15 protein-coding genes and 1 pseudogene are annotated in these 21,469 nt (G+C 74.1%); 6 read left to right on the top strand and 10 right to left on the bottom strand.

Annotated features, from left to right (window positions below; all coding sequences use genetic code 11):
• Positions 1–68: 68 nt before the first annotated feature.
• Genes E1300_RS34180 through E1300_RS34170 form a run of 3 tightly spaced genes read right to left on the bottom strand, consistent with a single transcriptional unit; the run spans position 69 to position 3,099 of the window.
• Positions 69–251, bottom strand: a complete 183-nt coding sequence (locus tag E1300_RS34180) for a hypothetical protein (RefSeq protein ID WP_131761245.1) — start codon at positions 249–251, stop codon at positions 69–71.
• Complete coding sequence (locus E1300_RS34175) at positions 248–1,834, bottom strand: peroxidase family protein (protein ID WP_131761244.1); 1,587 nt, start codon at positions 1,832–1,834, stop codon at positions 248–250. The genes E1300_RS34180 and E1300_RS34175 overlap by 4 nt, the downstream gene beginning before the upstream one ends.
• A gap of 2 nt (positions 1,835–1,836) precedes the next feature.
• Positions 1,837–3,099: a cytochrome P450 gene (locus tag E1300_RS34170; protein ID WP_131761243.1), complete on the bottom strand. Its 1,263-nt coding sequence runs from the start codon at positions 3,097–3,099 to the stop codon at positions 1,837–1,839.
• Between the two features lie 186 nt (positions 3,100–3,285).
• On the opposite strand from E1300_RS34170, the gene E1300_RS34165 reads away from it, so the two are divergent.
• Positions 3,286–4,251, top strand: a complete 966-nt coding sequence (locus tag E1300_RS34165; protein ID WP_165503121.1) for an acyl-CoA desaturase — start codon at positions 3,286–3,288, stop codon at positions 4,249–4,251.
• 15 nt (positions 4,252–4,266) lie between these two features.
• On the opposite strand, the gene E1300_RS52895 is transcribed toward E1300_RS34165, so the two are convergent.
• Both E1300_RS52895 and E1300_RS34155 read right to left on the bottom strand, forming a co-directional pair.
• Positions 4,267–6,003, bottom strand: a complete 1,737-nt coding sequence (locus tag E1300_RS52895) for a serine/threonine-protein kinase (protein WP_242619564.1) — start codon at positions 6,001–6,003, stop codon at positions 4,267–4,269.
• A 99-nt stretch (positions 6,004–6,102) separates the two neighbouring features.
• Positions 6,103–9,693, bottom strand: coding sequence for a WD40 repeat domain-containing serine/threonine-protein kinase (locus E1300_RS34155; protein WP_165503120.1), 3,591 nt, complete (start codon positions 9,691–9,693; stop codon positions 6,103–6,105).
• Between the two features lie 235 nt (positions 9,694–9,928).
• On the opposite strand from E1300_RS34155, the gene E1300_RS34150 reads away from it, so the two are divergent.
• The 4 genes from E1300_RS34150 to E1300_RS34135 all read left to right on the top strand — a co-directional run bounded on the left by E1300_RS34150 (position 9,929) and on the right by E1300_RS34135 (position 14,783).
• On the top strand, positions 9,929–10,642 hold the full coding sequence (locus E1300_RS34150) for a TetR/AcrR family transcriptional regulator (protein ID WP_131761241.1): 714 nt from the start codon (positions 9,929–9,931) through the stop codon (positions 10,640–10,642).
• A 222-nt stretch (positions 10,643–10,864) separates the two neighbouring features.
• Complete coding sequence (locus E1300_RS34145; protein ID WP_131761240.1) at positions 10,865–12,523, top strand: alkaline phosphatase D family protein; 1,659 nt, start codon at positions 10,865–10,867, stop codon at positions 12,521–12,523.
• Positions 12,524–12,687: 164 nt separating this feature from the next.
• Positions 12,688–13,974: an alkaline phosphatase gene (locus tag E1300_RS34140; RefSeq protein ID WP_207400106.1), complete on the top strand. Its 1,287-nt coding sequence runs from the start codon at positions 12,688–12,690 to the stop codon at positions 13,972–13,974.
• Positions 13,975–14,057: 83 nt separating this feature from the next.
• Positions 14,058–14,783 carry a helix-turn-helix domain-containing protein gene (locus E1300_RS34135; RefSeq protein ID WP_131761239.1) on the top strand — a complete coding sequence of 242 codons (726 nt, stop codon included), beginning with the start codon at positions 14,058–14,060 and terminating at the stop codon, positions 14,781–14,783.
• Here E1300_RS34135 and E1300_RS34130 read toward each other — a convergent pair.
• From E1300_RS34130 to E1300_RS34115, 4 genes are all read right to left on the bottom strand, one after another.
• The gene (locus tag E1300_RS34130) at positions 14,736–15,389 is read right to left on the bottom strand and encodes a class I SAM-dependent methyltransferase (RefSeq protein WP_131761238.1); all 654 of its coding nucleotides are present in this window, start codon (positions 15,387–15,389) and stop codon (positions 14,736–14,738) included. The genes E1300_RS34135 and E1300_RS34130 overlap by 48 nt on opposite strands.
• Before the next feature lie 169 nt (positions 15,390–15,558).
• On the bottom strand, positions 15,559–16,176 hold the full coding sequence (locus tag E1300_RS34125) for a hypothetical protein (RefSeq protein WP_131761237.1): 618 nt from the start codon (positions 16,174–16,176) through the stop codon (positions 15,559–15,561).
• 538 nt (positions 16,177–16,714) lie between these two features.
• The gene (locus tag E1300_RS34120) at positions 16,715–17,554 is read right to left on the bottom strand and encodes a hypothetical protein (RefSeq protein ID WP_131761236.1); all 840 of its coding nucleotides are present in this window, start codon (positions 17,552–17,554) and stop codon (positions 16,715–16,717) included.
• 231 nt (positions 17,555–17,785) lie between these two features.
• Positions 17,786–18,727 carry an RNA polymerase subunit sigma-70 gene (locus tag E1300_RS34115; protein WP_131761235.1) on the bottom strand — a complete coding sequence of 314 codons (942 nt, stop codon included), beginning with the start codon at positions 18,725–18,727 and terminating at the stop codon, positions 17,786–17,788.
• A 96-nt stretch (positions 18,728–18,823) separates the two neighbouring features.
• Between E1300_RS34115 and E1300_RS34110 the strand changes: the two genes are divergently transcribed.
• Positions 18,824–20,935 carry a DHA2 family efflux MFS transporter permease subunit gene (locus E1300_RS34110; protein WP_131761234.1) on the top strand — a complete coding sequence of 704 codons (2,112 nt, stop codon included), beginning with the start codon at positions 18,824–18,826 and terminating at the stop codon, positions 20,933–20,935.
• An 18-nt stretch (positions 20,936–20,953) separates the two neighbouring features.
• Here the strand turns inward: E1300_RS34110 and E1300_RS50495 are convergent.
• A pseudogene (locus E1300_RS50495) lies at positions 20,954–21,469 on the bottom strand (hypothetical protein); the annotation flags it as partial.

Raw genomic sequence — 21,469 nt, 5'->3', positions numbered from 1 at the left:
GATCCAGCCGGATCAGGGCCTCGTCTTCCGCGATCACAACTCGCCGAGCGCTCTCCACGCGCACGAGCCTACCGGGACCCGCTACCCTGGTCTCGGCCAACCCGCGGGTCGGTCAGCGCCGCGGTGGCGTGCGCGGACGTCTCGCGGAGCGCGTGCGCGATCTCGGCCAGCTCCCGCGCGGCCCCCAGCAACCGCCGCGCCGCCTCCGCGCCGCCGGACCCGGCGTCGCCGGTTGCGTCGGTCGTGGTCATCGGCGTGCTCCCCGCCAGGTCATGCTCACAAAACGGGGCCTCGGGTCCTCAGGGGTGTTGCGGGCGAGGACGTCGGCGATCGTGCGGGTCTCGGCGATGGTGCGCAGGCCGCTCCGGGTGAAGGTCGCGGCGGTCAGGACGCGCGGGGCGAGCAGCGGGTTGGTGAGCGCCTGCGAGAACGCGTCCACCGCGATGATCTTGGTGAGGAGCGGCGGCAGGACGGCGCGGGGCGAGCCTGGCTCCTCGGCGAACAGGCCGACGTACAGCTCCAGGTCGTCGACGCTGCGGTACCGCTCGGCCAGGGCGTCCCGCACGCGCGGGTCGCCCGAGACGCGGGCGAAGTCGCGGACCCGGGGGAAGCGGCAGTGGGCGCGGTAGTCGTTGTAGGAGGCGAGCCGAAGGGCCCGGCCGTCCGCGATCGAGGACACCTCGACGTCGCGCAGGATCGGGTCCGTGTTGAACAGGCCGATGCGCCCGGCGCGCTGCTCCGAGGCGTCCTCGAACAGGCGCCCGAGCCCGGGGCCGGGGATGAGCGCGGCGCCGAACAGCGTCCGGGCGGTGGGCAGCTCGGTGCCGCCGACGACGAGGCTGGGCGGGATGAGGCTGTGCCAGCGGTAGACGAGGTTGAACTCGACCGACGCCCAGTTCTGGCGGTGCCAGGGCGCCCTCCGCAGCGCCCGGCCGAGCCGCGGGTCGAGCAGGAACCGGAAGTGGTAGGGCGTGACGTGGTTGATGTACTCCTCGACGACCAGCCGGATGACCTCGACGATGACGATGTTGCGGGCGGTCTGGAAGAGGCGCTCGTCGTCCCAGCGGGGGTTCTCCGCCGCGAGCATCCGGGCGACGCGGTTGTGCTCGCGCAGGAACAGCACCGTCATCATCGTGAAGCCGACCTGGACGTTGCCCCGGTCGCCGCCGGTCGCGAACAGCGTGTCGCGCTGCGCGTCGCTGAGCCGCTCCATGCGGACCGCCGCCAGCGCCGAGAACTCCCCCTTGACCTTGCCGTTCTCGCACAGGTGGAGCGGGAACTCGCCGCCGTCGAGGAGCTGGCTCTTGAGCAGCCCGCCCTCGTGCGCGCGGACGGCCTCGGTCGCCGCGGCGTCCAGCCCGTACAGCGGGTTGAGGTCGACCTCATGGTTGGACGTGCTGCGGCGCGGGTCGCGGGGCTCGCGGGACTCCCCGCGCAGGAACCCGTCGGTGAACCACTGGGCGAAGTAGGCGAACAGGACGGTGGAGCGGGGGCAGGGCGCCATCTCGCCGGTGCGGGTGAACAGGTCGGCGGCCTGCTCGACCGAAGGCCGACCGGTCTCCTGGTCGGCGACGGGCGGCAGGTGGCGGCCGCAGTAGGTGCGGTCGGTCAGCGAGGCCCAGGACGTGTAGTCGGCCAGCGTGCTGAGCGGTTCGGGGCGCGGCGGCATCTCCCGGATGGCCTGGTCGATCAGGGTGGCGTTGACGCGGCGGCGCAGCGCGGTGCACGCCTCGGCGGCCCGCCAGAGCGGCCGCCCGCAGGTGAGGGCGAGGTAGCGCAGCCGGTTGTGGGCGCCGTCGGAGCGGACGCCGCGGGCGCTGGGGCGCGCTCCCATGGTCAGGCGTCCTCGTGGACGGGCGTCGGGGAGGCGACCGTGTCGAACCGCACGTGGAAGGCGTCGGGGAAGACGTCCCGGTCGCGGCGCACGGGCCCGCGGGCGCACAGCCCGGGGCGCCGCATGAGCCGCCGGACGGTCTCGGCGATGACGACGCGTCCCGGATGGACGCCCACGCAGGCGTGGGGGCCGTGCCCGAAGTGCAGGTACTCGCGCTCGGGCCGGTCGGTCCGGAAGAGGCCGGGATGCCTGACGGCGCCGGCGTCGAACATCGCGGAGGCGACCGCGGCCAGGACCGGGCGCCCGGCCGGGACGGTCGTCCCGCTCGGCAGGACGTGCTCGCACGCGCAGTAGCGGACGATCATCTTCAGGAAGGGGTCGAACCGCAGCGCCTCCCAGACGTAGGGGTCGAACGGCTCCGGATCGTCGAGCCTGGCGGCCTCGGCGGCCTCGGCGTGCTGCTTCGGCCGGTCGAGCAGCACGCGGACCGCGTTCGTCATGGACCCGGCGGCGTTCTCGACGAAGCCCAGCAGCAGGCCGGCGGTGTTGACCGCGACGCGCTCGTCGTCGAAGCCGAGCTCGCCGGGCAGCCGGGTGCGGGCGAGCCGGCCGAGCACCCCGGCGCCGCCGGGCGCGGCGCGCCGCTCGGCGACCAGCTCGCGCAGGTAGGCCATCATCTCCGCGCCCGCGGCGACCGACGCGGCGTGCACGCCCGGATCGCCGCCGAGGTTCGCGGTCACATCCGTCATGATCGCCCGTGACCAGCGGGACAGCGTCCGCTCGTCGGGGCCCGGGAACCCGAAGTAGCGGGCGCACACCTTCAGCGGGACGCCCCGGAACAGGGCGTCCACCGCGTCGAGATCCCCGTCGGAGTCGCGGACGGCCTGCTCGGCGAGCTCCCCCGCGAGCGCGCGCACCGCCGGGACGTCCTCGGGTGCGAGCATCACCTGCATCAAACCCCTCTCGCGCCAGTGCAGCGGGATCCCGTCCCGGGTCAGCATGACCGGGGCGCCGAGGGCGGCCTCCATCGGCGCCCGGTAGGTGTCGACCGTGAACACCTCCGGTCGCGACAGCACGGCGAGGACGTCGGCGTACGAGGTGACCAGTGTGAAGGCCGGGGTGACGAGCACGGGCCGGTGGAAGCGCAGCTCGCCGAACAGCTCGTTCCAGTCGGTGCGTAGCCAGCCGGCGAGCCGGGCCTGCGCGGCGGGCGGATCGGTCCGCGCGAGGCGGTCGTAGGTGGCGAGGTACCCGTCAGGCTGCATCGAACCAACTCCGATTCCGTGACCGACCGGAAACAGAGGGTAAAGAGCCGGAGTCGCCGAGGACAAGTGATCTGACACTTTGAGTAGTTGAGTCAATTCAAACGGTAATGAACGGCTATCCGTCGGGCAACTGCCGACCGTCCCGTCACCGCAGTTCAATGGGGGTCGACCTTCGGGAGGAAGCCCATGGCCGACCTGCCGATGGGGGAAACGGTCCGGGTCTCCGCGGCCCGCAGGCACTCCTACCTGATCGTCCTCGTCGTGCTGCCGCCCGCCGTCCTGGTCGCGGCGGTCGCCGCCGCCTGGGGCCGCGCGGTCGGGCCGCTGGACGTCGCGCTCGCCGCCGCCTTGTACACCGTCAACATCTTCGGCATCAGCGTGGGCTACCACCGCCTGCTGACGCACCGCTCGTTCCGCTGCCCCCGCCCGGTCCGGGTGGCGTTCGCGCTGGCCGGCGGGCTCGCCCTCCAGGGGCCGGTCACGCTGTGGGCCGCCGAGCACCGCAGGCACCACAAGTACTCCGACCGGCCGGGCGACCCGCACTCGCCGTGGGCCTACGGCGACACCGGCCTCGCGCTGCTGCGCGGCCTGCTGCACGCCCAGGCCGGCTGGTTCTACAGCGCCCGCCGCCGGTCCAGCCGCGAGCACTGGGTGCCCGACCTGCTCGCCGACCCCGACATCCGCCGCGTGGACGCGGCCTACCCGGCGACCGCCGCCGCGTCCTTCCTGCTGCCCGCCGCGGCCGGCGGCCTGCTGTCCTGGTCGTGGGCGGGCTTCTGGACGGCCCTGTTCTGGGCCGGGCTGGTCCGCTACGCGATCGTCCACCACGTCACGTGGTCGGTGAACTCGGTCGCGCACTGCTTCGGCGACCGGGCCTTCCCCGCCCGCGACCGCTCCTCGAACGTCCGCTGGGTGGCGCTGCTGACCTTCGGCGAAGGCTGGCACAACTGGCACCACGTCGAGCCGACCAGCGCCCGCCACGGCGTCCTCAAGGGGCAGGCCGACCCGAGCGCGGCACTGATCCGCCTCCTCGAACGGCTGGGCTGGGCGCACGACGTCCGCTGGCCGTCCCAGAGCCGCATCGACGCCCAGGCGAGCCGCCACCGCGCATCGGCCCCGGCCGGGCGGCACGGCTCCCCGCGACCGCCATGACCAGGTGCCGCGGGGTCAGGAACGGCGCAGTACGGCGGTGGCGCTGTAGCCGCCGCTACCGGTGTCGCGCTGGGCGAGATAGGTGAACGCGATCGTGCCGTCCTGCTGGAGGCGGAGGGTCACCGAGCCCTGGTCGGTGCAGGCGTTCTTGCCCTGCGTGATGTCCTCGCGCAGTGACAGGGTGCCGTCCGACTTGCTGAGCAACGTCTCGATGCCCGAGCAGCCGGGATCGTCGTAGGTGACCTGGCCGACGGACGAACCGGCCGCCATCGTGAGCCGGATCGGCCACGTATGACCGTCGCTCTGGCGGACGGTGCCGGTCCACGTCCCGGCGTACTCGGCGGGGAACCCGCTGGACGGCGGCGTCCCGCTCGGCGTGCTCGACGACGTGCTCGACGGCGTGCTGCTCGGCGGGGCGGTGGAGCCGCTCAGCGCGGCCCCGCCGGACGACGCCCGCCCGCTCGACGACCCGCCGCCGCCACCGTCGCCGCTCATGAGGCTCATCGCCAGCGCGCCGCCGAGTGCCGCGATCACCGCGACCAGCACCGCGGGCAGGATCCACACCACCGGCCGCACCGGACGCCGCACCTCCTGCGTCCGGCCGGACGGCTCATGCCCCGCCGCAGGCCGAGTAGCACCGCCGTACTGCCCAGCGGCCGGAGCAGGATCACGCTGACCAGGAGGGACGTACTGCCCGGCACCCTGCGTCGGCACGTACCCACCGGCTGCGGCGTACCCGCCAACGGGCGCGTGACCACCGGCGGGCGTGTTGCCGACGGCGGGGGCAGGGCCATCGGCAGGCGCGTGGCCGCTGGCAGGCGCGTATCCACTGGCGGGTGGGTGGGAGGTTGCGGGTTGGGTGGGGAGGTAACCGCCTGGGGGTGTTGTGGGGGCGGCGGCCAGGTCGGTGCCTCGGGTGAGCAGGTCGGAGCCGTCGTGCTCGTCCTCCTCGCCGAGCAGCCGGGCCAGCAGCCGCCGGGCCGTGGGGCGGCGGGCCGGGTCCTTGGAGAGGCAGGCGCGCAGCAGCGCCTCCATCTGCGGGGGCAGCCCGGCGAGGCGCGGCTCCTCGTTCAGGATGCGGTTGATGACGGCGGGCATGGCGTCCTGGCCGAAGGGGGCCGCGCCGGTGCCCGCGAACGCGATCATGCAGGCCCAGGCGAAGGTGTCGACGGCGGGGGTGAGCGCCTCGCCGCGGATCTGCTCGGGCGCCATGTAGGCGGGGGTCCCGATGATCTGGCTGGTCTGCGAGCTCATCGAGTCCAGCGCCTTGGCGATGCCGAAGTCGATCACCCGGGGGCCGTCCGAGCCCATCAGGACGTTCTGCGGCTTGAGGTCGCGGTGGACGAGGCCCGCTTGGTGGATCGCCACGAGCGCCGTCGCGGTGCCGATGGCGAGCCGTTCGAGCGCGCCCTCGGTGCGCGGTCCCTGCCGGGCGACGAGGTCGGCCAGCGAGACGCCCTCGACGAACTCGCTGACGATGTACGGGCGGTTCCCGGCGACGTCGGCGTGCAGGACCTTGGCGGTGCAGAACCGGGCCACCCGTCCGGCGACCGCGGCCTCCTGCACGAAGCGGCGCCTGGCGTCGGCGTCGGCGGCCAGCCGGGCGTGCAGCAGCTTGATCGCGACCCGTTCCCCGGACGGGCCCTCGCCGCGGAACACCGTGCCCTGGCCGCCCTCGCCGAGGCGCCCGGTCAGCCGGTACGGTCCGAGCGTGGCCGGGTCCTCGGGCATCAGCGCGTCGACTTCCGGCATGAACGCCCTCCTCCGCGACCCCGTTACGCATGAAGCATGCCGTATGCGAACCCTTCCCGAAGGGTCTGGTCGTGGCTGGAATTGGACGTTTCCCTGCGGTCAGGATCGGCAGGTCCTCTGGTAGCCGATGCCGTTGTCCTTGCCCACGTACTGCTTCCATTCCTGTGGGGTGAGTTGTCCGGTCTTCTTGCAGAGCGCGTCCTTCAGGAGACCGGGCGCGACGATGTGGGTGACGAGTTTCGCGTCGTCCTGGCCGACGCTGTAGACGCGGCTGCCGTCGGGGCTGAAGGCCAGCGACTGGATGACCGTGTCGTAGTTCGTCGTGTGGCCGGTCAGGGCGAGGCCAAGGTGCCGTTGGGTCCGCACATCCCAGATGTCGATCTTGCCTTTGAGGTCGGCGGTCGCGGCCAGCCGCCCGTCCGGGGAGATCGCCGTGATCGGGGTCTTGCTCGCCGGGAGCCGGACGGGGCCGCCGGTCTGCTTCAGGGTGCGGGCGTCCCAGAAGATCAGCGAGCTCTGGTCGACCACGCCCTCGACGGTCGCGAGGACGCCCTGCGGGCTGAGGGCCTGGACGGTGCGGCTCGTGACGGGGGCGCCGAACGCGCCCGGGCCGACGAGCGTCCTGCCGGACGGGAACTCGACCACGCCCAGGTCGGTGGCCGAGACGACGCGGCGGCCGTCACCGCTCCAGACGATCCGGATGTCCGAGGCGCTCACGGTCGGGATCGTCCGCCGGCCCTGGGCGGTCCCGAGGGGGCGGCCGGTGGCGGCGTCCCAGAACTTCAGGACGCTCGGGGAGGTGGACGTCAGGACGGCGACCGCCTTGCCGTCCGGCGAGAACGAGGGCAGCGGACGGCCGGCCAGCGGCGGCGGGCCCGCGTTGATCACGGTGCGCCTGGTGCGTGCGCGCACGTCCCAGATCTCGACGGTGCCGTCCTTGGCGGGGAGGGCGAGCATCCGGCCGTCGGGCGACAGGGCGATCTCGGTCTCGACGGGGTGGCCGATGGCCAGGTCGGTCCGCTTGGTACCCGTCGCGGTGTCCCAGATCTGCACCGCGTCCGGTACCGCGCGGACGGCCAGCGTCGTCCCGTCCCGGCTGATCGCGGACTGGACGCTGAGTTCGGAGAACCGGAGGATCCGCGTGAACCCGGACACGTCGATCGACCGGATGCGGTCCTGGTCGTCGACGCAGCGCAGGCTCGTTCCATCGCGATCGAAGCTGGTGCCGTAGCACGAGGCGTCGGGCGTGTAGCGGAGCACGGGCGCCTCGTCGGTGCCGGTCTCGGTGCTCCACATCGTGGTGTCGGTGGCGATGAAGCGGCCGTCCCGGCTGAAGTCGAGGCGCGTCTCGTCGGTCCCCTTCGGCACCGACAGGGTCGTCCGGATCTCACGGGTGCGCGCGTCCAGGACGGCGATGACGTCGCCCCCGGCGCGGGTGGCGAGGAAGCGCCCGTCCGGGCTGAACGTCGTGCCGAGGAACTGCCGGGCGCCGGCGAACGGGTACTGGTTCGGGGCGTTGTGGCGGCCGTCGACCTCCTTGCCGGTGCTCAGATCCCACCAGGCGAGCCGTGCGCCGGCCTTGCCCTTCTTCAGCGGCATGACGAGGTACCGCTCGTCCGGTGACATCGCCGGGTTCCCGACGCTCCTGCCCTTGGCGCTGAACATCTCCCTGCCGGTGGCGGACTCCAGCACCCGGATCCGGCCGTTCTTCGTCTTGACCAGCCGCGCGCCGGTCGGGCCGAGCCAGAGCCCGGCTCCCGCCTCGTGCTTGAAGGGCAGCGGGCGCGCGGTGCCCTTCGCCACGTCCCAGAACGTCAGGGTGCCGTCGGTCTGGAGGGTGAGCAGCCGGTTCCCGTCGAGGGTCAGGTCCATGCCGGCGGGCGGGGCGCCCGGGACGCGGATCGTGCGCACCACCCGGCGGGCGCCCGCGTCGGCGATGACGACCGTGTTCTGGCCGCGCTTCCAGAAGACGTTCGGGCCGCCGCCGGAGGGATAGACGTCGTTCCAGGTGCCGTCGGTCCCCGGCGGCCTCCAGATGTCCTGCTCCCACTGCGAGGACACCGACAGCAGCGCGTTGTGCGTGTCGGGGACGTCCCCGGCCAGGGACGCGGCGGCGACGGCGAGGCGGCGCGCGAGGGTCGGGTCGGTGCGCCGGATCTGCACGGCCTGCGCGGCGAGCTGCCTGCCGACGGCCGCGTCGCGCTGCGCGGACACGGTCGCGTTGGCCCTGCCGAGGTTCCAGCTCTGCACGCCGGCCGCGCCGCCCGCGATCACCGCGACCAGGAGCAGCGCGGCCAGCGCGGCGGTGACGACCGTCCTGGTGCGCGCCCGGCGGCGGGTCTGCTCGACGGAGGCCGCCAGGAAGGCGCGCTCGGCGAGGTTCAGCGTGAGCTGGCGGCGGCCGGCCGAGGCCCAGCCGAGCGCCTCGTCCAGGCTCGTCCCCTGGAGCAGGTCGGCGGGCTTGCGGCCGCCCGCGTTCCAGCGGCGCGCGGCGCCGGCGAGCGCGTGGTGGCCGTCGAGGCCGTCGCGCTCGGCCGCCACCCAGTCGCGCATGCGCGGCCACGCGCGGAGCAGGGCGGGCGTGGCGATCGTGACGCCGCCGCCCGCGTCGCGGACGATGCCGGCCTCGCCGAACGCCCGCAGGACGCGCCGGACGGTGTCGTGGTCGGTCTCGCCGTCCGCGAAGTCGCCGATCGGGACGGTGCAGAGCGCGCCGCTCGCGTCGGGACGGGCGACGACCATGCGGAGCAGGATGCGCGGGACGGCCTGCTGCGCGTGCGGGTCGAGCCCGGCGTGGACGCGTTCGGCGATCTCGGCGAGGGAGGGCGGGAGCGCCATCGACGGCCGGGCGCTCTCGGCGGCGGCCCGCCGGCCCGCTTCGAGCGGGTCGCTGGGCGCGCCGCCGACCAGCCCGATGAGGATCTCCTCGGGCGCGGGACGCAGGGCCGGGTCCTGGTCGAGCGCCGCCTCGACGAAGCCGCGGAGCGGCTCGCCGAGCACGCCGGTGTCCGGCCGGACGGTGGTGATCTGGTGCATCAGGGACGGCAGCGAGCCGCCGTCGAAGGGCGGCTTGCCCGTCGCGGCGAACAGCACGATCGCGCCCCACGCCCACACGTCCACGGCGGGGGTGGGCCGCTGCCCGCGGAACATCTCCGGGGCCATCCAGCGGGGGGTGCCCTTCAGGCCGGTCGCGCTGCGCGACATCTCGTCGGTCCGCGCGATGCCGAAGTCGATGACGCGCGGGCCGTCCGGGCCGAGCAGCACGTTCGCCGGCTTCAGGTCGCGGTGGACGACGCCGGCGCGGTGGATCGACGACAGCGCGGTGGCGACGCCGATCGCCAGCCGGTAGAGCTCGCCGGGGCCGTACGCGCCGTTGCGGGTCACCCAGCCGTGCAGGTCGGGGCCGGGGACGTACTCGCTGACGATGTACGGCGGCTGGTGGTCGAGGTCGGCCGTGATGATCCGGGCGGTGCAGAAGGAGGCGACGCGCTGGAGCGTCGCGACCTCCCGGCGCATCGCGTCGCGGACGGCCGCGTCGACGGCGTCGGCGTGCAGCGCCTTGACGGCGACCCGGCCGCCCCGCGCGTCGTAGCCTTCGTAGACGACCCCCTGGCCGCCGGCGCCCAGCCGCGCCGCCAGCCAGTAGCCGCCGAGCTGTCGAGGGTCCCCCTCCAGCAAGGGCTCAGCCACGTGTTCACATCCTCTGGGAGATGGGTCGGACCGCGGGTCCCGCGTTAAAAGAACATCATTGTCTGTTCGGACGGTACGACGGCGGGCGGGGCCGCGGAGTTCGGTGAACATCCGGGAAACCGACGCGCCGGGACGCCGCCGCGGTGCGTCCGGCCGGGGCCGCGGTGCCGGTTGCGGCCGCCGTGTCGCGGGTCGTCGCGCGACGCTTCGACCGGGGAGTCCTTATGATGGTCGGATGCCGGGATCACCGCCCCACCGGTTGCCTCGCGGACGCCATGCGCTGGCGCGCGAGGAGGTTCAGCGCATCCAGCGGACGCGGCTGTGCGGCGCGATGGCCGAGGTGATGGCGGAGAAGGGGTACGTCAGCACGTCGGTGGCGGACGTCCTCCAGCGGGCGTCGGTGTCGCGGCAGAGCTTCTACGAGCTGTTCGAGTCCAAGCTCGACTGCTTCATGGCCGCGTTCGCCTGCGCGGGCGAGATCCTGCTCGGGCGGCTGAACGAGCACATCGCCGAGCACGCGGCCGAACCGCCGGACGGCGCATCGCCCGGCGCGGCGGGCGGAGCAGCGGGCGGCCCGGGCCCGGACGAGCGGTTGCGGCTGTGCGAGCTGGCCATCCGCGCCTACCTCCGCGCGCTGGCCGACGAGCTGCCCTACGCGCGCCTGTTCCTGGTCGAGGTGTACGCGGCGGGCCCGGAGGCGATCCGCGACCGCGGCCGGCTCCAGGAGACGATCAGCGACGCGCTGGCCGACCTGACCGGCGGCGGCGACGAGACCGCCCGCTTCGCCTGCCGCATGATCGTGGCGGCGACCAGCGCGATGGTGACCCCGCCGGTGGCCGAGAACGACCGGGACGCGCTGCTCGCGCTCGGCGAGCCCCTGATCGCGCACATCCGCGTCCTCTGGAACGCCGGGATCATCGGGACCGTGCCCGCCCCCGCGGCCACCTGACGGACCCCGGCCGGGGCAGCGCCGCTCGCGCCGGACCGCGCCGTTGTCCGGATCATGGTGGACGGCTCCCACCTCTTTACGCCGCCGCGCCCCGCAGTTCCGGCATCGCCGCCGCGCACGGATGATCATTGTTGGGAACGCCGTCGCCTCGGCGTCGTCCGGCACGCCTGACCGCGTTCACCGATGTCCGAGGATCCTCCCATTTGAGGCAAAGGAGGGTGTATGTCGGAGAGATTTCCTCGGCGCCGGTTCCTCGCCACCGGCGGGGCCGCCACGGCGCTCACCGCGGGCCAGGTCCTGCTCGGCCCGGCGCTGCTCGGCCAGGACGGGGCACTGGCCGGCGTCCGCGGCCACGGCGGCGTCCCGCTGCCGACCGGCCTGTTCACCCTCGGGGTCGCGTCCGGCGACCCGGTGCCGGACGGCGTCGTGCTGTGGACGCGGCTGGCGCCGAGGCCCCTCGACGGCGGCGGCATGCCCGACCGTCCGGTGGCGGTGGCGTGGCAGGTCGCCGAGGACGAGCGGTTCCGGCACGTGCGCGCCATCGGCGTGGAGGTGGCCCGGCCCGAGGACGCGCACGCGGTGCACGCCGAGGTCGGCGGCCTGCGCCCGGACCGCGAGTACTTCTACCGGTTCCGCGTCGGCGGGGAGGTGTCCCCGGTCGGCCGCACCCGCACGGCCCCCGCGCGCGGAGCGGCGAACCGGCGGCTGCGGTTCGCGTTCGCGTCCTGCCAGAACTGGCAGGACGGCTTCTACACCGCCTACCGGCACCTGGTGCGGGAGGACCTGGCGTTCGTCGCCTTCCTCGGCGACTACATCTACGAGTCGGTGCCGAGCACCACGACCGTCCGCGCCCACGAGGGCGCCGGGGAGCCGTACACGCTGGCGCAGTACCGGAACCGGCACGCGCAGTACAAGACCGACACCGCGTTGCAGGCGGCGCACGCCGCGTTCCCGTGGATCGCGACGTGGGACGACCACGAGGTCGACAACAACTGGGCCGACGAGGTCCCCCAGGACCCGGACCTCCAGCCGCACGACCGGTTCGTCGCCCGCCGCGCCGCCGCGTTCCGCGCGTACTACGAGCACATGCCGCTGCGCGGGTCCGCCCGTCCGCGCGGCGCCGGCATGCGGCTGCACCGCAGGCTGGGCTTCGGCCGGCTCGCCACCGTGCACGTGCTCGACACCCGCCAGTACCGGAGCGACCAGCCGGAGACGCTCGCCGAGGCCGACGACCCGGCCCGCACGATGACCGGCGCCGCGCAGGAGAAGTGGCTGGTGGACGGCATGTCCAGGGCGGGCACCCGGTGGAACCTGCTCGCCAACCAGGTGATGTGGGCCTCCAACGACCGCCAGGCGGGCCCCGAGCGGGTCTTCGACTTCGACAACTGGGACGGCTACCGGGCGCAGCGCCGCCGCCTCCTGGAGTTCTTCGGCTCCGGCCGCGCCGCCAACCCGGTGGTGCTCACCGGCGACCGGCACGCCACCTGGGTGTGCGACCTCAAGCCGGACTTCGACGACGCCGCGTCCCCGGTCGTGGGCGCCGAGATCACCGGGACGTCGGTCACCTCGGGCGGCGACTCCGACCCGGTGGCGTTCCACCGCGCGTACGACCCGGTCATGGCCGAGAGCCCGCACTGGAAGTACATCGGCAACCAGCGCGGGTACGTGGTGTGCGACGTGACGCCGGCCCGGCTGCTCGCGTCCCTCCGCATCGTCGGCTCGGTGTGGACGCCGGCCGGCACCACCGTGGCCACGGCCGCGCGGTTCCGGGTCGACGCGGGCCGTCCCGGCATCACCGTGGTCGACCAGGCGTCGCGGGAGCAGGTGCAGGCGCTCCGGACGACCACCCGCCGCTACGACGTGGACGACGACCAGTTCTAGGACGACCAGTTCTGGAGCGCACTGCCGGCAGGCATTCGGGGCGGGAGCTGGGGATTTCGCGCTGCGGTCACCCTTCGTTCACACCTCGTCCCTCCGGGCTCCCTACGGTCCCGAATGCGCCGAAACGACGGCGCAGAGCTGGATGGATACCTATGGGAGGTTTTGTGAGCGAGCGCACGCAGCGGGCACGCCGGTGGGGGACGCCGCTGGCCGCGGCCGTCGCGGCGGCCACGGTGACGATGGCGGTCAACCCGGTGCTGGGCGCGTCGGCGTCGCCGCAGGGCCACGGTCGGCCGGCCGGCGCGCGGAACGTCATCTTCATCAACGGGGACGGGATGGCCGCGGCACATCGTGAGGCCGCCCGGCTGCACCTGGTGGGCTTGGACGGCCAGCTCGGCATGGACAGGCTGCCGGTCTCCGGGCAGCTCACCACCAGCCCGCACGACCCCAAGTCCGTGATCACCGACTCGGCCGCGGCGGCGACGGCGTGGGCGACGGGGCAGAAGACCTACAACGGCGCGATCAGCGTGGACACCGGCAAGAAGCCGCTGGCGACGCTGGGCGTCCAGGCGAAGAAGGCGGGCAAGGCGACCGGGCTCGTGACGACCGCGCAGGTCACCGACGCCTCGCCGGCCGCGTGGTTCGCCAGCACCGCCGACCGCAAGGCGCAGGACGAGATCGCCCGCCAGTACATCGAGGTCAGCAGGCCCGACGTGATCCTGGGCGGCGGCGAGGACTGGTGGCTGCCGAAGGGCACGCCCGGCGCGTTCCCCGACCAGCCCGCCGAGGACCCGGCCGAGGGCAGCCAGGGCACCAAGGGCGACCTCATCGGCAAGGCCAAGGCGTCCGGGTACCAGTACGTCAACAGCGCCGCGCAGCTCTCCAAGGCCCGCGACGGCAAGCTGCTGGGCCTGTTCAGCAACGAGGAGATGTTCCAGCAGCGGCCCGAGGGCCAGGGCGACAAGTACGACCCGGTGGTCGACCTGGCCACGATGACGAGCAAGGCCCTGGGCACCCTGAGCGGCAGCAAGAAGGGGTTCTTCCTGTTCGTCGAGGAAGAGGGCGTGGACGAGTTCGCGCACGACAACAACGGCACGCGCATGCTCCAGGCGCTGGCGCAGCTGGAGAAGGCCGTCGCGGTCGCCCGCGCCTACGTCGCCAAGCACCCCGACACGCTGCTGGTGGTCACCGGCGACCACGAGTGCGGCGGCCTGACCGTCGAGGAGAACGACACCGCCGACGAGTCCGGGACGGGCATCTCCGCCGAGGACGGGCCGTTCACCATCGCGGGCAGCGACAAGACCTTCACGCTGGACTGGACGACCTCCTCGCACACCGGCGCGGACGTCCCGGTGACGGCCGCGGGCCCGCTGGCCACGAGCTTCACCGGCAAGCACCCCAACACCTACGTGCACACGGTGTTGCAGAAGATCCTGGCACCGCGCCACTGAGCCGACAGCCGCGCGGGGGCGGGCCCGGGGAGGATTCCTTCCCGGGTCCGTCCCCGTTCCGGGCCGCATGGCAGCATCGGGGCATGGGGATCGGCGGCGGGACGGTGTCGCGCTTCGGCATCGGCGCCGGTTACGCGTTCTACCGGGGACCGTCAACGGACGGTGCCCCGCACGCCCACGCCGCCTTCCAGATCGCCATCGCCGGACGCGGCGAGGTGACCATGGTGGACGCCGCCGGGACCCGGCACCGCGCCGCGGCGCTGCTCGTCCCGCCGATGGTGCGGCACCGGCTGGTCGCGGCGCCGGACCTGGTCACGTACTACGTCGATCCGCACTGCGTGCTCGCGGACCGGCTGCGCGAGCGGAGCCCCGGCGGCATCGCCGCGGTGCCGGAGATGCGCGGACTGCGGGAGGAGGAGGTCCGCCCGGCCGGGGCTCGCGCGTCCGGTGTCCTCGACGGGCGCCTGGTCGAGGCGATGGGCATCCTCGCGGCGGAGAGGGTCGCGATGCCGGACGTCGCCGCGCGGGTGGGCCTGTCGCCCCAGCGGCTCCGGGCCCTGGCGCGCGCCGAGCTGGGCATGCCGCTGGCGCGCTGGCGGATCTGGCAGGGCCTCGGCCGCGCGGCCGAGGTGCTCGGCGCGGGCCGGCCGCCCGCCGCCGCGGCGGTCGCGGGCGGCTTCGCCGACCAGGCGCACCTGCACCGGCGGATGCGCGAGATGATCGGGCTCACCCCCGCGACCGTGCTGCGGCTGCTCGGCGGCTCAGCCGCGGCGCGCGACGTACACGGAGATCGAGCCGTTGACCGTTGACACGGTCTCGGCCTCCCGCACGCCCGCGAACCCGGCCTCGGCGATCAGCCGGGGCACGATCCCGTCGGCGTTCGGCTGGGTGTCGGCCCTGCCGTCGGCCGCCTGGACGATCCGGAACGCGAGCCGCATCGCCGCGGTCCGCTGCTCCCCGAAGTCGGTGACCACCAGCTTCCCGCCGGGCCGCAGCACCGCGGCCATCGACGCGAGCACCGCCCGCTTCATCGGCACGGGGCACTGGTGGAGCACGAGGCTGGACACGACCGTGTCGGCCGCGCCGCCGCCCACGCTCTCCTCCAGCGCGTCGCCCTTGCCGCGCCGCCACCGCACGGCGGCACCGGACGCGGCGGCCTTGCGCCGCGCCACCGCCAGGACCTCGGGGTCGGGGTCGACGCCTATGACGTCCGCGCGCGGCTCGACCCGGGCCAGCAGCACCGCGAGCGAGCCGGTCCCGCAGCCCACGTCGACGATCACGTCGTCCGGGCGCGGGGCCACGTGCATCGCGGTGAGGGCCCGCCACAGGCGCTCGCGCGTCAGGGCGATCAAGGGGTCGTAGAAGCGGGTGAGGGACGCGCGGCCCGCCGCGGGCGTGAAGGTCGTTTCGCTCATGCGGGCAGTGTGGTCACCGCGCCGGTCCCGGTCTTGAACGAATCGCCCGTCCGGAAGGCCTCCGTCGAACGGCCCCGGACAGGGGAACGCCCCGGCGATCTGAATGATCACCGGGGCGTTCCGTCCCCATGCGTCCGGCAGCCCTGCCGGAGTTCTGGAAACTCCCGGGTCAGCCGCCCAGGGGCCGCGGGGCGCCGTGCTTGCCCGCGCCCTTGCCCCAGGACAGGACCTCGTACTTGATGCCCTTGATGTGCCCGGCGTCGCTGCCGGTGTTGTACTTGCTGGCCGGCTTCTTGCCGTCCAGGAGGTACCGGAAGGTGTAGGTGTCGAGGTCGAGCATCACGCCGCGGTGCGAGGGCTCGCCCGGGCCGCGGTCGCCGACGAAGCCGGTCACGCTGCGCCCGTTGTAGGACACCTTGACCTTGGTGTGCATGGGCCACGACGGCGACGCGAACAGGCCCTTCTGCATCGGCTTGCCGCCCGCCGGGGCGCCGGTGTCGCCGTTGACGCCCGACCCGTCGTCCCAGAAGTAGGACCCGGTCGTGGTACCGGCGACGAGCGCCTTGGTCCTGCTGGCGGCGGCCTTGGTCTTGGTCTTGCCGGCCTTGGCCTTGCCCGCCTCGGCGGTGGCCTTGTGCGGCTGCGCGGCCGCGGACTGCTGGGCGGCCATCGGCGCGGTGCCGGTGCCGGTGTCGGTGGCGGCGGCCGCGACGCCGGCGGCCATGATGCCCGCCAGGGCGGTGCCGGTGAGCGCGGTCAGGGCATGGTTCAGCGCACGGTTGTGCATGGGATCGTCCTTCATTCGGGGAACAGGGCTGCCACACGGGCGCCTGGACGCACGGCGGAGCCGCGCGCACGGCGTGGTGGTGCGGAGAGCGCCGTCGCAGGAACAAAGGGGGGAATCCGCGTCAGAGCGGAGGGTGTGCGCCTCGGTGGGCCGATGCATGGGGACGGCCGCGGAACTCGGGCGCACGGGGTCCCGCCTGGCAGGCGGGAAGGGCGACGGCTGGGCGAGGATTCGGGGAACCGATCCCGCCTTTACCTCGAACGCGGTTTTTCACGGCGTCCGGACCCTGTGTAGCGAATCAGCGTCCGAATCCATTCCCGGTCATTGCAGTCCTCTTGACCTGCGCCTGACCTCCGCGTTCGGACCTTGTACAGCGCTTGGGTGTCCCGATATGTTCCCGGCTCTTGCCGAGTGCTTGACCCGCCCATGGGATAAGGGGATCCGCGCGTTGAATGACCTATAAGTGATTTACCGGGGCCCGCGAATGGACCGGGCGGCCGGCGCGTCCGCCATTGCGGTGGACGCGCCGGGAAGGGGCTCAGGAACCGGTCTTGAGGGCCTTGGGGAGGCCCAGGGGCAGCATGCCCGTGGCCGACCTGCTCTTGGCCTTGGCCCGCAGGGTCGGGAACAGCTCGGTGTAGGGCTTGCTCGCCAGGTACATCTGGAGGCTCGCCGAGTTCTTCCCGGAGGCGGCGGGCAGGCCCGACCGGACGTTCGCGAAGCCGCCGAGCAGGCCGCAGCCGCTCGTGCCGGGAGCGGCGAACGTCGTGTCTTTCATGGTCATGCCGAGCGCGTCGTCGTACCAGGTGATGGTCGAGTCGTCGCTCAGCAGGTTCAGCTTGACCGGCTCGGCCTTGGACCCGATGTAGCAGTCGTTGCCGAGCAGGGTGTTGATGGCCTTGATGCGGAGGTCGATGGTGGAGGCGATGCCGCCGGCCTCGGTCTGGCCGAGGGTGAAGTTGCCGACGTACTTCGTCTGGGCCTCCAGCTTCATGAGCGGGACGTCCTCGGTGCCGGGGATGCCGAGCGCGCCGCCCGGCACGGTCTCCGGCTGGGAGCGCAGCTTGACGAAGATGTTGCGGTTCTGCCCGGTGGCCGGGACGTAGCCAGTCTGGACTGTCATCGAGATCGGCTTGGTGATCTTCTGCTCGATGGAGCCGATCTTCATCGTGCCGCCGGCGATGACGATGTTGTTGCAGATCCAGTCGCCCGGGTCCGCGCCGACCGGCAGCGAGTCGGGGCAGTCGGCGTAGCTGAACGACACCGGGGCGTTCTCGGCGGACGCGGGCGCCGCGCCGAGCGCGACGGCGGCGGGGGCGGCGAGGGCGAGGACGGGCAGCAGGCGCGCGGGCAGCGCACGGCGGGTGAGGCGCTTCACGAGAGGGGCCCCTTTCAGGGACGCGACGGCAACGGCCGAAACGGGGCGGGGACCGTTCCACTGTCGACTGGGAGCGTAGAAGCGCCCGCCCTACGCGATCAAGACTTCCGGACCAAGATCATCGGTGCGTGACCCCGCCCCGCCGCTGCGTCACCGGCTCCGCTCGTCACCGGCTCCGCCGAGCCCACCGGGCCGCCGGGCTCGGCGGGCTCCGCGGGCCCCGCCGCTGCGTCACAGGCGGCGGGGCAGGCCGAAACGCTCCGCCAGGGCGGGGTCGTGGAAGGCGGTGACGGCGGCGATGGCCGGGCCGCGCAGCGTGAGGACCTGGATGGAGAAGGCGTCGCCGTCCTTGTACATCGCGAACGCCGGCTGCCCGTTCGCCCGGACGGGCAGCAGCCGCCGGACCGTGGTGCCGCGCAGCCTGTTCTCCAGCAGCCCGACGACGCTGTCGCGCCCGGCGAACCACGCGGGGTTGGGCGGCATCTGCCAGACGGTGTCGTCGGTCAGCAGCCGGGCGAGCGCGGCGGTGTCGGCGCGCTCGAACGCCTCGACGTAGCGGTTCAGGAGGTCGCGCCGCTCCGGCTCGGCGGGCTCGGCGATGTCGTCGATCTCCGGGTCCAGCCGGTCCAGCCGGGCGCGGGCCCGGCGCAGCGCGCTGTGCACCGCGGACGGGCTGAGGCCGAGCATCCCGGCCGTCTCCTCCGCCGACCAGGCCAGCACGTCCCGCAGGACCAGCACCGCCCGCTGCTGCGCGGGCAGATGCTGGAGGGCGGCGATCAGCGCGAGCCGCAGCCCGGCCCGCCCGGCGACGATGGACGCCGGGTCCGCCCGCTCGTCCGGGATCGGCTCCAGCCACGGGATCTCCGGGTCGCGCGGGCCCACCGCGAGCGGGTCGGCGGCCGGGGCGCCCAGCCCCGCCGGCAGCACCCGGCGGTTCCGCCGCCGCAGCGCGTTGAGGCACGCGTTCGTGGCGATGCGGTAGAGCCACGTGCGCGCCGAGGCGCGTCCCTCGAAGTCCCCGTAGCCACGCCAGGCTCGCAGGTAGACCTCCTGGACGAGGTCCTCGGCGTCCTGCGCCGATCCCAGCATCCGATAGCAGTAGGCCAGCAGCTCCCGCCGGAACGGCCCGGTCAACCGGACGAACTCGTCGTCCGCCTGTTCGATCACGCTCACCCGATGCACCTCCCTTTCTTGTACAGACCCGGCGGCCCGCCCGGATTCGTCGGGTGCGACCCGACGGATTCCGGCGGGCGCGGGGTCCGTACGTGCATGACTAGGAAATGGGTTCTGGGGCTCGCCTCCGCGGCCTCGGTGATGGTGGCGCTGGACGCCACCGTGGTGACGACGGCGCTGAGCCGGATCCGGCTGGATCTCGGCACCTCGATGGAGCAGCTCGAATGGACGGTGAACGCCTACAGCCTGAGCTTCGCGGTCCTGCTGATGACGGGCGCGGTGCTCGGCGACCGGTTCGGGCGGCGGCGGATGTTCACGGCCGGGCTGGTGCTGTTCACCGCCGCCTCGGCGGCGTGCGCGCTCGCGCCGGGCACCGGCTGGCTGATCGCGGCGCGCGCGGTGCAGGGCGCGGGCGCGGCCTTCGTGATGCCGCTGGCGATGGCGCTGCTCAGCGCGGCCTACCCGCCGCCGGACCGGCCGAAGGCGCTCGGCGCGTTCGCGGGGCTGACCGGGCTCGCGGTGGTCGGCGGCCCGGTGCTCGGCGGCGCGGTCACGCAGGGCCTCGCCTGGGAGTGGATCTTCTGGTTGAACCTGCCGATCGGGGCGGTGATCGTCCCGCTGGTGCTGCGGCGCGTCCCGGAGAGCCGCGGCGGCGGCCGCTCCGTGGACGCCGTGGGACTGGTGCTGGTGACCGGCGCGGCGCTCGGCCTCGTGTGGGGGCTGGTCCGCTCGGACGCCGCGGGCTGGGGCAGCCCGGAGGTCGCCGGGACGCTGGCCGCCGGGGCCGTCCTCGCCGTCGCCTTCGTGGCCTGGGAGCGGGTGGCGCGGCAGCCGATGGTGCCGCTCGGGCTGTTCCGGCACCGCGGTTTCGCGGCGGGGAACGCGGCCGGGCTGCTCCTGTACGCCGCGCTGTACGGCTGCCTGTTCTTCTCGGCGCAGTTCTTCCAGACCGGACGCGGCGACCGGCCGCTGGGCGCCGGGCTGCACCTGCTGGCCTGGACCGCGTCGGTGACGGTCGTCGCGCCGGTCGCGGGACGGCTGGTGAACCGGACCGGCGCCCGGCCGCTGGCCGCGACCGGGCTCGCGCTCCAGGCGGCCGGGATGGGCTGGCTCGCGCTCGCCGCGTCGCCGACCGTGCCGTACTGGGAGCTGATCGCCCCGATGCTCGTCGCGGGAGCCGGGGTGAGCATGGCGATGCCGGCCGTCCAGACGGCCGTGCTCAACGCGGTCGCGCCGCAGCAGATCGGGAACGCGTCCGGCGTGTTCAACACGGGACGGCAGTTCGGCGGGGTGCTGGGCGTCGCGGTCCTGGCGCTGGCGCTGGCGGCGACGGCCCTGTCCTTCGGCTACAACGCGGCGACGGCCCGCCGGGCGCGGCCGCCGGCGGGCCTCGCGTACGTCCAGGCGGACGGGATCGCGACCCGGTACCGGCAGTGGGGCGCGCAGGGGCCGCCGGTCGTGCTGGTGCACGGCGCCGCCGAGTCGGCCGACACCTGGAACGCCGTCGCGTCGCTGCTGGCCGCCGATCACCGCGTGTACGCGCTGGACCTGACCGGCTGGGGCTACAGCGAACGCCGTGCCCCCTACGACGCCGCGCACCAGGCCGCGCAGCTCCTCGGGTTCCTGGACGCGCTGCGCCTCGGCAAGGCCGCCCTGGTGGGGCACTCCAGCGGCGCCGGGGTGGTCGCCGAGGCGGCGCTGCGCGCCCCGTCCCGGGTCGCCGGCGTCGCGTTCCTCGACGGCGACGCCCTGGACACCGGCGCCGGGGAGGGCTCGGACCGCCTCCGGTTCGTCCTGCGCGACCCGTACCGGACGACGCTGCTGCGCCTCGCCGTCCGCTCGGACTGGGTGATCCGCACGATCTACGGCGCGCAGTGCGGGCCGTCCTGCGCCCGCCTCGACCGGGCGGGCCTGGACCAGTGGCGCCGCCCCCTCCAGGTCCCGGGCGCCGAGCGCGCGCTGTGGGAGATGCAGGGCGTGGTGGGCCTGCCCGCGTCCCGCGTGGCGGGCCTGGCGGGGCTCGCCGTCCCCAAGGCGGTGGTCTTCGGGGCGGACGACGACGTCTTCTCCTCCGACTCCCCGGCCGACACCGCCCGCCGCATTGGCGCCCCTCCCCCGGTGATCATCCCGGGGGCGCGCCACCTGTCGCTGATCTCCCACCCCCACCAGGTCGCGACGGCCCTCGCCCCGTCCCTTGGCATCCCCTAGGCCACGGTTGGCGGGGGGTCAGCGGCCGCACTCCTCGGGAGCGGGCGCCTGCCTCTCGGCGACCCGCCCGGGTCCGGCGGGCTCCTCGGACCGGCCGACCTCCTCGGACCGGCGGACCTCCTCGGACCGGCCGGGCGCCTCGGACCGGGCGGGGCCGTCCGCCACGGCAGGGCCACCCGTGGCGGGACCGTCCGTGGCGGGACCGTCCGTGGCGGGACCGTCCGTGGCGGGACCGTCTGCCGTGGCAGGAACGTCTGCCGTGGCGGGGCGGACGGCGCCCGCGCCGGCGGCGAGGAGCGCGGTGAGCGCGGCGACGACGCCGAGGGCGGCGGCCAGCCCGGTGAATTCGGCGACCGCGCCGATCAGCGGCGGCCCGGCGATGAAGCCGAGGTAGCCGCAGGTGGACACGGCGGCGATCGCGGGGCCCGGGGGGCCGCCGGTGTGCGCGGACGCGGAGAACACGACCGGCACCACGCAGGCGAGGCCGAGGCCGAGGGCGGCGAGCCCGGCGAGGGTCGCCGCCGCCTCGCCGGT

Source organism: Actinomadura fibrosa, from assembly GCF_900659615.1.
Lineage (GTDB): Bacteria > Actinomycetota > Actinomycetes > Streptosporangiales > Streptosporangiaceae > Spirillospora > Spirillospora fibrosa.
This window is presented reverse-complemented; position numbering and strand designations above follow the sequence as displayed.